An 11,817-nucleotide genomic window follows, 5' to 3' on the forward strand; every position below is an offset into this window, starting at 1 on the left:
CCGAGGCGGTGCGACGCGACATGAACAAATCGCCGCTGATGACGGCCTTCTCGGTGACCCCGACGGGCAGGGTCTGGCCGGGTTGGTTGGCGCTGTAAACCGAGTGGCCCGGGTTCACCAGCATGGCGTTGACGTCCGAGTATGCGGTGCCCTCGATGGCCTTGCCCGGGTCGGCGGCGAGCGAACCGCTGGCGATCAGCAGCTGCGCCCGGCTCTGCAATTGGTTGTCGATATCGCTGTAGAGCGCGGCCGAAATCACCGCGTACACCGCGAAGGACATCAACACGACGACCATCGCCACCATCGACATGGCCAGCAGCATCACCCGCCATCGCAGGGACAGCGAGCTGGTGGCTCGCAGCGGTGCGCGCCGGTGCCGATGCAACCGGATCATCAGGGCGGGGTCTCCCGAAGGACGTAACCGACCCCGCGCACCGTGTGGATCAGTCGCGGCTCACCTTCGGCTTCGGTCTTGCGACGCAGATAGCCGACGTAGACCTCCAGCGCGTTGCCCGAGGTGGGAAAGTCGAATCCCCACACCTCCTCGAGGATGCGGCTGCGGGTCAGCACCCGGCGGGGGTTGGCGATCAGCATTTCCAGCAGCGCGAACTCGGTGCGGGTCAAGCTGATCTGGCGTTGTCCGCGGGTGACTTCGCGCGTCACCGGATCCAGGCTCAGGTCGGAGAAACTCATGGCCACCGACTCGACGTCGTCGTCGGGCTTGGTGCGCCGCAGCAGCGCGCGCATCCGGGCCAACAGCTCCTCGAGGGCGAACGGCTTGGGCAGGTAGTCGTCGGCGCCGGCGTCCAGTCCGGCCACCCGCTCGGAAACCGAATCGCGGGCGGTCAGCACCAGGATCGGCAGATCGTCGCCCGTGCTGCGCAGCTGACGGCACACCTCGAGGCCGTCCAGGCGCGGCATCATCACGTCCAGGACGAGGGCGTCGGGCCGGTCGCTGGCGATCATGTCCAGGGCCTCGAGCCCGTCATGGGCCAGCTCGACCGAGTACCCGTTGAACGAAAGCGAGCGGCGCAGTGACTCGCGCACCGCGCGATCGTCATCGACGACAAGTATGCGCACGGCCACTAGTTTCGCCCCAGCGCCTGAGAGCCGCCTGAGAGGCGCGCCGCGTATTTGCCGAGATTAACGCTTGTCGAGATCGATGAGTCCCAGGCGCGCGGCCTTGAGCAGTCGGCGCGGAACCTTGTGCTTCTGGCCGGCGACCGTCACGCCGACGAGCTCGGTCTTCGTGGCCTTCCACTGCGCGCGACGGCTTCGGGTGTTCGCGCGCGACATCCTGCGCTTGGGTACGGCCATGGTCGGGCCTAACTCCTCGGGTCGGGGGGTATGCCGCGCGGCGTGGCCGGTCGGGCCGAACGTGCGACGATTGCCTATCAGGATAGTGGGTGACCTGCCCGCCGCCAAAACGGCGGCGCATAGGCCGCGCGACGTCCTTGACGCGGCACCGGCGCGACCCGCTAACCTACCGGTTGGTTGGTTGGTTTGCGCTCACCGGTGAATCGCAGATTGGAGGACTGCATGGCCTCTGCTTCCGGTGCTTCCTGCACCGATGGCGCCGTCCGGATCGCGAACTGTTCCGGGTTCTACGGCGACCGGCTGTCGGCGATGCGCGAGATGCTGACCGGCGGGGACGTCGACTACCTCACCGGGGACTACCTGGCCGAACTCACCATGCTGATCCTCGGCCGCGACCGGATGAAGCACCCCGAGCGCGGCTACGCCAAGACCTTTTTGACCCAGCTCGAGGGCTGCCTGGGCGAGGCCCACGACCGCGGGGTGCGCATCGTCGCCAACGCCGGCGGGCTGAACCCGGCCGGGCTGGCCGACGCCATCCGCACGCTCGCCGAGCGCCTGGGCGTTCCCGCCCGCATCGCGCACGTGGAGGGCGACGACCTGCAGCCGCGCGCGGCCGAGCTGGGGTTGGGGACGCCGCTCACCGCGAACGCCTACCTGGGCGCGTGGGGCATCGTCGACTGCCTGGGCAGCGGCGCCGACGTCGTCGTCACCGGCCGGGTCACCGACGCCTCGGTGATCGTCGGAGCGGCGGCGGCGCACTTCGGCTGGGGCCCGACCGACTACGACCAGCTCGCGGGTGCCGTGGTCGCCGGCCACGTCATCGAATGCGGCGTGCAGGCCACCGGCGGCAACTATTCCTTCTTTACCGAGGTCCCCGACCTGACCCACGCCGGTTTCCCGCTGGCCGAGGTCTCCGCCGACGGCTCGTCGGTGATCACCAAGCATCCCGGCACCGGCGGCGTGGTCAGCGTCGACACCGTCACCGCGCAGCTGCTGTACGAAATCGGCGGCGCGCGCTACGCCAACCCCGACGTCACCGCCCGGATGGACACCATCGCGCTGGCCCCCGACGGTCCCGACCGGGTGCGCATCAGCGGCGTGCGCGGCGAACCGCCGCCGCCCACGTACAAGGTGTCGCTCAACAGCATCGGCGGGTTCCGCAACGCCATGACGTTCGTGCTGACCGGCCTGGACATCGAGGCCAAGGCCGACTTGGTGCGCCGCCAGCTGGAGGCCGCGTTGACGGTGAAGCCCGCGGAGCTGCAGTGGACGCTGGCCCGCACGGACCACACCGACGCCGACACCGAGGAGGCCGCCAGCGCGTTGCTGCACTGCGTGGTCCGCGACCCCGACCCGGCCAACGTCGGACGTCAGTTCTCTTCCGCGGCAGTCGAATTGGCGCTCGCCAGTTATCCCGGCTTTCACGTGACCGCCCCGCCCGGTGACGGCCAGGTGTACGGCGTGTTCACCGCGGGGTACGTCGACGCGGCGCAGGTGCCGCACGTCGCGGTGCACGCCGACGGCACCGGGACCTACATCCCTTGCGCCACCGAGACTTTGGAGCTGGCGCCCGCCGATCCCCCGCCGTCCCCCGAGCCATTGCCGGCCGGTCCGACGCGCAGGGTGCCGCTGGGACGGATCGCGGGGGCCCGCAGCGGCGACAAGGGCGGGTCGGCCAACGTCGGCGTCTGGGTCCGCACCGATGAACAGTGGCGCTGGCTGGCCAACACGTTGACCGTCGAGCTGTTCACCGATCTGCTGCCCGAGGCGGCCGGCTTCGACGTCACCCGCCACCTGCTGCCCAACCTGCGCGCGGTGAACTTCGTCGTCGACGGCATCCTCGGTCAGGGTGTCGCGTACAACGCGCGATTCGATCCCCAGGCCAAGGGGCTGGGCGAATGGCTGCGCGGTCGCCACGTCGACATCCCGGAGGGCCTGCTGTGACTATCTGGACCACGCCCGAGCGCGAGCAGCTACGAAAGACGGTGCGCTCCTTCACCGAACGCGAGATCCTGCCCCACGCCGACGAGTGGGAACGCTCCGGCGAGCTGCCGCGCGACCTGCACCGGCGCGCCGGGGCGGCCGGCCTGCTGGGCGCGAGCTTTCCCGAATCGGTCGGCGGCGGTGGCGGTGACGGCGCCGACGCCGTGGTCATCTGCGAGGAGGTGCACCAGGCCGGCGCCCCCGGGGGCGCCTTCGCGTCGCTGTTCACCTCCGGCATCGCGGTGCCGCACATGATCGCCTCCGGCGACGCGCGACTGATCGACGAGTTCGTGCGGCCGACGCTGTCCGGCGAGAAGATCGGTTCGTTGGCCATCACCGAGCCCGGCGGCGGTTCCGACGTCGGGCACCTGCGCACCAGCGCCGTCCTGGACGGCGATCACTACGTCGTCAACGGCGCCAAGACCTACATCACCTCCGGAGTGCGCGCCGACTACGTCGTGACCGCGGTGCGCACGGGAGGCGCTGGGGCGGCCGGGGTTTCGCTGCTGGTGGTCGAGAAGGGCACGCCCGGCTTCGAGGTCACCCGCAAGCTGGACAAGATGGGCTGGCGGTCCTCCGACACCGCGGAGCTGTCGTACACCGACGCACGCGTGCCGACGGCGAACCTCGTCGGCGCGGAGAACAGCGGGTTCGCCCAGATCGCCCAGGCGTTCGTGTCCGAGCGGATCGGGCTTGCAGCGCAGGCCTATTCGAGCGCGCAGCGGTGCCTGGACCTGACCCTGCAGTGGTGCCGTGACCGGGAGACGTTCGGGCGCCCGCTGATCTCGCGGCAGTCGGTGCAGAACACGCTGGCCGAGATGGCCCGCCGCATCGACGTCGCCCGGGTCTACTCCCGCAACGTGGTCGAGCGTCAGCTCGCCGGGGAGACCAACCTGATCGCGCAGGTGTGTTTCGCCAAGAACACCGCCGTCGAGGCCGGGGAATGGGTGGCCAACCAGGCCGTCCAGCTGTTCGGCGGCATGGGCTACATGGCCGAATCCGAAGTCGAACGCCAATACCGGGACATGCGGATCCTGGGCATCGGCGGCGGCACCACCGAAATCCTGACCGCACTGGCCGCCAAAACCCTGGGATACCAATCGTGACCGCACTGAAGTCCACCCTCGACCCGAACTCGCCCGCCTACACCGACGCGGCGTCGACGGCGACCTCGCGGCTCGACGAGATCGACGCCGAACTCGCCAAAGCGCTTGCGGGCGGCGGACCCAAGTACGTCGAGCGCCACCACGCCCGCGGCAAGCTGACCGCGCGGGAACGCATCGAGCTGCTCGTCGACCCCGACTCCCCGTTCCTGGAGCTCAGCCCCCTGGCCGCCTACGGCAGCGCGTTCACGGTCGGCGCCAGCACCGTCACCGGGATCGGCGTGGTGTCGGGGGTCGAATGCCTGGTCGTCGCCAACGACCCGACGGTCAAGGGCGGCACCAGCAACCCTTGGACGCTGAAAAAGATCCTGCGGGCCAACCAGATCGCCTTCGAGAACCGGCTGCCCGTCATCTCGCTGGTCGAATCCGGCGGGGCGGACCTGCCCACCCAGAAGGAGATCTTCATCCCCGGCGGGCAGATGTTCCGCGACCTGACCCGCCTGTCGGCTGCCGGGATCCCCACCATTGCCCTGGTTTTCGGCAACTCCACCGCGGGCGGCGCCTACATTCCCGGCATGTCCGACCACGTCGTGATGATCAAGGAACGCTCGAAGGTGTTCCTCGCCGGTCCCCCGCTGGTCAAGATGGCCACCGGCGAGGAATCCGACGACGAGTCGCTGGGCGGCGCCGAAATGCACTCCCGCGTCTCGGGTTTGGCCGACTACTTCGCCGCCGACGAGCTCGACGCCATCCGCATCGGGCGCCGCATCGTGGCCCGGCTGAACTGGGTCAAGCAGGGACCGGCGCCGGGGCCGGTGACCGAGCCGCTGTTCGACGCCGAGGAGTTGATCGGCATCGTGCCCGCGGACCTGCGCGTCCCGTTCGACCCGCGCGAGGTGATCGCCCGCCTCGTGGACGGCTCCGAATTCGACGAATTCAAGGCCATGTACGGCTCGTCGCTGGTCACCGGCTGGGCCCGGCTGCACGGCTACCCGCTGGGCATCCTCGCCAACGCGCGCGGCGTGCTGTTCAGCGAGGAGTCGCAGAAGGCCACCCAGTTCATTCAGCTGGCCAACCGCTCGAACACGCCGCTGTTGTTCCTGCACAACACCACCGGCTACATGGTGGGCAAGGACTACGAAGAGGGCGGGATGATCAAGCACGGGTCGATGATGATCAACGCCGTGTCCAACTCGACCGTCCCGCACATCTCGCTGCTGATCGGCGCCTCCTACGGCGCCGGCCACTACGGCATGTGCGGGCGGGCCTACGACCCGAGGTTCCTGTTCGCCTGGCCCAGCGCCAAATCCGCGGTGATGGGCGGCGCCCAGCTGGCGGGCGTCCTGTCGATCGTGGCCCGCGCGGCCGCCGAGGCCCGCGGCCAGCAGGTCGACGAGGACGCCGACGCCGCGATGCGCGCGGCCGTCGAGGGGCAGATCGAGGCCGAGTCGCTGCCGCTGGTGTTGTCCGGGATGCTCTACGACGACGGGGTGATCGACCCGCGTGACACCCGCACCGTCCTGGGAATGTGTCTGTCCGCCATCGCCAATGGCCCGATCGAGGGGACGTCGAACTTCGGCGTCTTCCGGATGTGAGCCCCATGGTCACTCGAGTGCTGGTCGCCAACCGCGGCGAAATCGCCCGCCGGGTGTTCGCCACCTGCCGGCGGCTGGGCCTTGCCACCGTCGCCGTCTACACCGACCCCGACGCCGCCGCGCCGCACGTGGCCGAGGCCGATGCGCGGGTGCGGCTGGAAAAGACGAACGACTATCTGAACGCCGAGGCGCTCATCGCCGCCGCCCGCGCCGCGGACGCCGACGCGGTGCACCCCGGCTACGGGTTCCTTTCCGAGAACGCCGATTTCGCGGCCGCAGTGCAGCAGGCCGGCCTGACCTGGGTCGGGCCGCCGGTGGACGCGGTGCGGGCGATGGGCTCCAAGATCGAGTCCAAGAAACTGATGGCCGCCGCCGGAGTCCCGGTGCTCGACGAGCTGGACCCCGACGCCGTCACCGAGGCGCAGCTCCCCGTGCTGGTCAAGGCGTCGGCCGGCGGCGGCGGCCGCGGGATGCGGGTGGTCCGCGAACTGTCCTCTCTCGCGGGCGAAGTCGAGGCGGCCCGGCGTGAGGCGGCCTCGGCGTTCGGCGACCCGACCGTCTTCTGCGAGCGCTACCTGCCCACCGGTCATCACATCGAGGTCCAGGTCATGGCCGACACCCACGGCACCGTCTGGGCCGTCGGGGAACGGGAATGCTCCATTCAGCGCCGCCACCAGAAGATCATCGAGGAGGCGCCCTCGCCGCTGGTCGAGCGCATCCCGGGAATGCGGGCCAAGCTGTTCGACGCGGCCCGGCTAGCGGCCGCCGCGATCGGCTACACGGGCGCCGGCACGGTGGAGTTCCTCGCCGACGACGACGGCGAGTTCTACTTCCTCGAGATGAACACCCGGCTGCAGGTCGAGCACCCGGTGACCGAGGAGACCACCGGGCTCGACCTCGTCGAGCTGCAGCTTGCGGTCGCCGAGGGTGCCCATCTCGACGCCGAACCCCCTGCCGCCCAGGGGCATTCGATCGAGGCCAGGCTCTACGCCGAGGACCCGGCCCGGGGCTGGCAGCCCCAGGCCGGCGTGCTGCACGCGATCGACGTGCCGGCGGTTCGGACCGAGTTCGGCTCGCTGGGGCACCGGACCGGGATCCGGCTGGACTCCGGGATCGTCGACGGCTTCACCGTGTCGATCCACTACGACCCGATGCTGGCCAAGGTCATCTCCTACGCACCGACGCGCCGCCAGGCCGCGCTGGTCCTCGCCGACGCGCTGGCCCGCGCCCGCCTGCACGGCGTGCGCACCAACCGCGAGCTGCTGGTCAACGTGCTGCGGCACCCCGCATTTCTCGACGGCGCCACCGACACGGCGTTTTTCGACACGCACGGCCTGGACAAGCTGTCCGCGCCGTCGGCCGACGCCGCGGTCGTCCGGTTGTCCGCGGTCGCCGCCGCGCTGGCCGACGCCGCCCACAATCGCGCGGTCGCCGCGGTCCTGGGCCCGGTCCCCAGCGGCTGGCGAAACGTGGCGTCGGGGTATCAGGTGAAGACCTATCGCGACGACACCGACACCGAGCAGGCCGTCGAATACCGTTTCACCCGAACCGGATTGACCCTGCCGAACGACGCGCAGGTGCGGCTGGTTGCCGCCACGTCCGATGAGGTCACCCTGGCCGACGACGGGGTGGAGCACACGTTCGCCGTCGCCCGATACGGCGACGACGTGTACGTCGATTCGGCGCGCGGGCCCGTCCACCTGGTCGCGTTGCCCCGCTTCCCGGAACCGGGTTCGACCCTCGAAAAGGGTTCCCTGGTGGCGCCCATGCCCGGCAACGTCGTTCGCCTCGGCGCCGCGATCGGCGACGCCGTCGCCGCCGGGCAGCCACTGATCTGGCTGGAGGCGATGAAGATGGAACACACCATCACCGCACCCTCCGACGGCGTGCTCGCCGAGCTCAACGTCGAAACCGGCCAGCAGGTCGAGGTGGGCGCCGTCCTCGGAGTGATCGCAAGCGCGGCGGAGCCGGGCGCGGCGGGTCACGACCATCCAACCCTGGCAAGAGTGGAAGCGCCGCAAGCAGAAGGAGATTCACAGTGACCGACAGCAGCTTCATCGAGAACGAGGAGCGCCGGGCGCTGCGCAAGGCGGTGTCCGAATGGGCGTCCAACTACGGCAGCGAGTACTACCTCGAGAAGGCCCGCGCGCACGAACACACCACCGAATTGTGGTCCGAGGCCGGCAAGCTCGGCTTCCTCGGGGTGAACCTGCCCGAAGAGTACGGCGGCGGCGGCGCCGGCATGTACGAGCTGTCGCTGGTGATGGAGGAGATGGCGGCCGCGGGCAGCGCGCTGCTCCTGATGGTGGTGTCGCCCGCCATCAACGGCACCATCATCAGCAAGTTCGGCACCGACGAGCAGAAGAAGCGCTGGATCCCCGGCATCGCCGACGGCTCGCTGACGATGGCGTTCGCGATCACCGAGCCCGACGCCGGCTCCAACTCGCACAAGATCACCACCACCGCCCGCCGCGACGGCAGCGACTGGATCCTCAAGGGGCAGAAGGTTTACATCTCCGGCATCGACCAGGCGCAGGCGGTCCTGGTGGTGGCGCGTACAGAGGAGGCGAAGACCGGCAAGCTGCGCCCGGCGCTGTTCGTGGTACCCACGGACGCGCCCGGCTTCACCTACACCCCGATCGAGATGGAGCTGATCAGCCCCGAGCGCCAGTTCCAGGTGTTCCTCGACGACGTGCGGCTGCCCAGCGACGCGCTGGTGGGCGCCCAGGACGCCGCCATCGCACAGCTTTTCGCGGGGCTGAACCCCGAGCGCATCATGGGGGCGGCCAGCTCGGTGGGCATGGGCCGCTTCGCGCTGAACAAGGCGGTCGACTACGTCAAGACGCGCCAGGTCTGGTCCACCCCCATCGGCGCGCACCAGGGCCTGTCACATCCGTTGGCGCAGTGCCACATTGAGGTCGAGCTCGCCAAGCTGATGATGCAGAAGGCCGCGACGCTGTATGACCACGGCGACGACGCGGGCGCCGCCGAGGCGGCCAACATGGCGAAGTACGCGGCGGCCGAGGCGGCCACCCGCTCGGTCGACCAGGCCGTGCAGTCGATGGGTGGCAACGGGCTGACCAAGGAGTACGGCGTGGCGGCCATGCTCGCGTCGGCCCGGCTCGGGCGGATCGCCCCGATCAGCCGGGAGATGGTGCTGAACTTCGTCGCGCAGACGTCGCTGGGCCTGCCCCGGTCCTACTGATGGGAGATCGTCTCGTCGAATACGCCGTCGCGGGCCCGGTCGCGCGGCTGACGCTGAACTCGCCGCACAACCGCAACGCGCTGTCGACCGCGCTCGTCGAGCAGCTGCATCAGGGCCTGCGCGACGCCGCGGCGGACCCGGGAGTGCGGATGGTGGTCCTCGGCCACACCGGCAACACCTTCTGCGCCGGCGCGGACCTCAGCGAGGCCGGCGCCGGCGACCCCTTCGACATGGCCGTCGCGCGGGCCCGCGAAATGACCGCGCTGCTGCGCGCCATCGTCTCCGCGCCGCTGCCGGTGATCGCCGCCGTCGACGGGCATGTCCGGGCCGGCGGCTTCGGGTTGGTCGGCGCCTGCGACATCGCGGTCGCCGGCCCGCGCAGCACCTTCGCGCTGACCGAGGCCCGGATCGGCGTCGCACCGTCGATCATCTCGCTGACGCTGCTGCCGAAGGTGTCGGCGCGGGCCGCGGCGCGCTACTACCTCACCGGCGAGACGTTCGGCGCGGCCGACGCCGCGGCGATCGGGCTCATCACGATGGCGGCCGACGACGTCGACGCCGCGGTCGAGAAGGTGGTCGCCGACGTGAGCCGCGGTTCGCCGCAGGGGCTTGCCGCGTCGAAGGCGCTCACCACCGCCGCCGTGCTCGAGGGCTTCGACCGCGACGCCGAACGGCTCACGGAGGAGTCGGCCCGGCTGTTCGTGTCCGACGAGGCGCGCGAGGGCATGATGGCGTTTCTGCAGAAGCGCCCGCCTAGTTGGGCAAACGTCTAACGGGTGCCGCGACCTGCACAGAAGGACCCAAGACCGGGGCCCGACCAGGGAACAACGTTGCAGTTTAGCCAACCCACTTGCAGCAAAACTTCTACGTCGTACGCTCGTGGATGATGAGCAACTCTGCGCAACGCGATACCCGCGATACCCAGGACACGCGTGACGAATCGTCGCGCGCGGCCGACACGGATCGCATCCAGGTCGCGCAGTTGCTGGCGTATGCGGCCGAGCAGGGGCGGCTGCAGCTGAAGGACTACGAGGACCGCCTGACGCGGGCGTACGCCGCGACCACCTACGAGGAGCTCGACGAGCTGCGCGCCGACCTGCCCGGCACGATGCTGAGCCCGCGCCGCGGCGGCAAACCCAACCCGGCGCCGTCGATGCTGCTGCTGGCGCTGATGAGCAATTTCGAGCGGCGCGGCCGGTGGAACGTCCCGAAGAAGCTCACCACCTTCACCTTCTGGGGAACCGGGGTGGTGGACCTGCGTTATGCCGACTTCACCTCCACCGAGGTCGACATCCACGCGATCTCGATCATGGGCGCGCAGAACATCCTGCTGCCCCCCGAAGTCAACGTCGAGATCCACGGGCGCGGCGTGATGGGCGGCTTCGACCACAGCGTGCTCGGCCAAGGCACCCCCGGCGCGCCGAAGGTCAACATTTACGGCTTCTCGCTGTGGGGCGGTGTGGGCATCAAGCGCAAGGCCCGTCGCCCGCGCGGATAATCCCTGCGCCGCTCGCTAACCCGGCACGTAGTCGAACTTGTCGGGGTTGGGCCCCCGTCGTCCCGCTTCGCCCTTGTCCAGCGCGGAGATCGCCGCCATGTCGGAGTCGTCCAAGTCGAAGTCGAATAGCTCGAAGTTGGCCTGAATCCGTTCCGGGGTCACCGATTTGGGGAAGACGACGTCGCCGCGCTGGATGTGCCAGCGCAACACCACCTGCGCCGGCGACTTGCCGCGCGCGTCGGCGATGCGGTTGATCTCGGGATCGCCGAGCACTTTGCCCTGGGCGATCGGCGACCACGCCTCGGTGACGATGCCGTGCTCGCGGCCGTAGGCGCGGACCTGCTCGTTGCCGAAATACGGATGCACCTCGATCTGGTTGACCGACGGGACGGTCGCGGTTTCCGCGGCGAGCCGTTCCAGGTGTGCGGTCTGGAAATTCGACACCCCGATGCTGCGGGCGCGGCCGTCCTTGGCGAACTCCTCGAGCACCTTCCAGGTGGACACGAAGTCGCCGCCGTAGAGCGTGGGCAGCGGCCAGTGAATGAGGAACAGGTCGACGTAATCGGACTTCAAGGCGTCGAGCGTCTTGTCGAAGGCGCGCCGCGCATCGTCGGGCTTGTGAAAGCCGTTGTTCAGCTTGCTGGTAACGAACACCTCGGCGCGCTCGAGCCCGGCGTCACGGACGCCGTCGGCCACTTCCTTCTCGTTCCCATACATCTCGGCGGTATCGATGTGCCGGTACCCGATGTCGAGGGCGCGCTTGACGGCCGCGGCGGTCTCGTCGGGCTTGATCTGGAACACGCCGAAGCCCAGCTGCGGAATGCTCACGCCGTCGTTGAGTTTGATCGTTGGAACCTTGCTCATGCATCTCCTCCGTCTCCGCCCTACTACCCGGTCGGGGAGGTATCTATTCCCGCTGCGGGATTATCGACGGCGCCGCGACCGCAGATAGTCACCCACGACGGCGGCCCCGAGACCGTCGACATCGGGGACCACGACGCGCCCCTCCACGCGACGCGCGACCTGGTCGATAAACCGGGCCAGGCCCGGGTCGTCGCCCAACCGGAAGATCGTCACCTGCGCGCCGAGCCTTGCCATGTCGTCGAATCCGCGCAC

11 protein-coding genes and 1 pseudogene are annotated in these 11,817 nt (G+C 69.5%); 7 read left to right on the forward strand and 5 right to left on the reverse strand.

What is annotated here, in order from left to right:
• The 3 genes and pseudogenes from A5673_RS18825 to rpmF form a co-directional block, all read right to left on the reverse strand.
• Window positions 1-394: pseudogene (locus A5673_RS18825) on the reverse strand (two-component sensor histidine kinase); the annotation flags it as partial.
• Entirely contained in the window at window positions 394-1,080 is a 687-nt protein-coding gene (gene mprA / locus A5673_RS18830; protein WP_068235691.1) for a two-component system response regulator MprA, read from the reverse strand. The gene mprA and the pseudogene A5673_RS18825, both read right to left, overlap by 1 nt.
• Before the next feature lie 63 nt (window positions 1,081-1,143).
• Window positions 1,144-1,317, reverse strand: a complete 174-nt coding sequence (gene rpmF, locus A5673_RS18835) for a 50S ribosomal protein L32 (protein WP_066961599.1) — start codon at window positions 1,315-1,317, stop codon at window positions 1,144-1,146.
• A 222-nt stretch (window positions 1,318-1,539) separates the two neighbouring features.
• Between rpmF and A5673_RS18840 the strand changes: the two genes are divergently transcribed.
• The 7 genes from A5673_RS18840 to A5673_RS18870 all read left to right on the forward strand — a co-directional run bounded on the left by A5673_RS18840 (window position 1,540) and on the right by A5673_RS18870 (window position 10,701).
• On the forward strand, window positions 1,540-3,261 hold the full coding sequence (locus A5673_RS18840) for an acyclic terpene utilization AtuA family protein (protein ID WP_068235670.1): 1,722 nt from the start codon (window positions 1,540-1,542) through the stop codon (window positions 3,259-3,261).
• Complete coding sequence (locus A5673_RS18845) at window positions 3,258-4,406, forward strand: acyl-CoA dehydrogenase family protein (RefSeq protein ID WP_068235673.1); 1,149 nt, start codon at window positions 3,258-3,260, stop codon at window positions 4,404-4,406. Before A5673_RS18840 ends, A5673_RS18845 begins: the two co-directional genes overlap by 4 nt.
• Window positions 4,403-5,998 (forward strand): acyl-CoA carboxylase subunit beta, encoded by a 1,596-nt coding sequence (locus tag A5673_RS18850; RefSeq protein WP_068235676.1) that lies wholly within the window; start codon window positions 4,403-4,405, stop codon window positions 5,996-5,998. The genes A5673_RS18845 and A5673_RS18850 overlap by 4 nt, the downstream gene beginning before the upstream one ends.
• A 5-nt stretch (window positions 5,999-6,003) precedes the next feature.
• The gene (locus A5673_RS18855; protein ID WP_082958832.1) at window positions 6,004-8,040 is read left to right on the forward strand and encodes a biotin carboxylase N-terminal domain-containing protein; all 2,037 of its coding nucleotides are present in this window, start codon (window positions 6,004-6,006) and stop codon (window positions 8,038-8,040) included.
• Window positions 8,037-9,203, forward strand: coding sequence for an acyl-CoA dehydrogenase family protein (locus A5673_RS18860; RefSeq protein WP_068235678.1), 1,167 nt, complete (start codon window positions 8,037-8,039; stop codon window positions 9,201-9,203). The genes A5673_RS18855 and A5673_RS18860 overlap by 4 nt, the downstream gene beginning before the upstream one ends.
• Window positions 9,203-9,976: an enoyl-CoA hydratase family protein gene (locus A5673_RS18865; protein ID WP_068235681.1), complete on the forward strand. Its 774-nt coding sequence runs from the start codon at window positions 9,203-9,205 to the stop codon at window positions 9,974-9,976. Before A5673_RS18860 ends, A5673_RS18865 begins: the two co-directional genes overlap by 1 nt.
• Window positions 9,977-10,089: 113 nt before the next feature.
• Window positions 10,090-10,701 carry a DUF1707 domain-containing protein gene (locus A5673_RS18870; protein ID WP_197518422.1) on the forward strand — a complete coding sequence of 204 codons (612 nt, stop codon included), beginning with the start codon at window positions 10,090-10,092 and terminating at the stop codon, window positions 10,699-10,701.
• A gap of 15 nt (window positions 10,702-10,716) precedes the next feature.
• On the opposite strand, the gene A5673_RS18875 is transcribed toward A5673_RS18870, so the two are convergent.
• Both A5673_RS18875 and A5673_RS18880 read right to left on the reverse strand, forming a co-directional pair.
• Window positions 10,717-11,565 carry an aldo/keto reductase gene (locus tag A5673_RS18875; protein WP_068235684.1) on the reverse strand — a complete coding sequence of 283 codons (849 nt, stop codon included), beginning with the start codon at window positions 11,563-11,565 and terminating at the stop codon, window positions 10,717-10,719.
• A 60-nt stretch (window positions 11,566-11,625) separates the two neighbouring features.
• Window positions 11,626-11,817: hypothetical protein (locus A5673_RS18880; protein ID WP_197518423.1), on the reverse strand; the 192-nt coding region annotated here is incomplete at its 5' end.

The sequence above is a fragment of the Mycobacterium sp. E3198 genome (genome assembly GCF_001667015.1).
Lineage (GTDB): Bacteria > Actinomycetota > Actinomycetes > Mycobacteriales > Mycobacteriaceae > Mycobacterium.

What these genes read in the sequence shown, in the direction of transcription:
- A5673_RS18875 (WP_068235684.1), bottom strand. Translation starts at nt 11,565, where the DNA reads ATGAGCAAGGTTCCAACGATCAAACTCAACGACGGCGTGAGCATTCCG.
- A5673_RS18855 (WP_082958832.1), top strand. Translation starts at nt 6,004, where the DNA reads ATGGTCACTCGAGTGCTGGTCGCCAACCGCGGCGAAATCGCCCGCCGG.
- A5673_RS18865 (WP_068235681.1), top strand. Translation starts at nt 9,203, where the DNA reads ATGGGAGATCGTCTCGTCGAATACGCCGTCGCGGGCCCGGTCGCGCGG.
- A5673_RS18840 (WP_068235670.1), top strand. Translation starts at nt 1,540, where the DNA reads ATGGCCTCTGCTTCCGGTGCTTCCTGCACCGATGGCGCCGTCCGGATC.
- rpmF (WP_066961599.1), bottom strand. Translation starts at nt 1,317, where the DNA reads ATGGCCGTACCCAAGCGCAGGATGTCGCGCGCGAACACCCGAAGCCGT.
- A5673_RS18870 (WP_197518422.1), top strand. Translation starts at nt 10,090, where the DNA reads ATGAGCAACTCTGCGCAACGCGATACCCGCGATACCCAGGACACGCGT.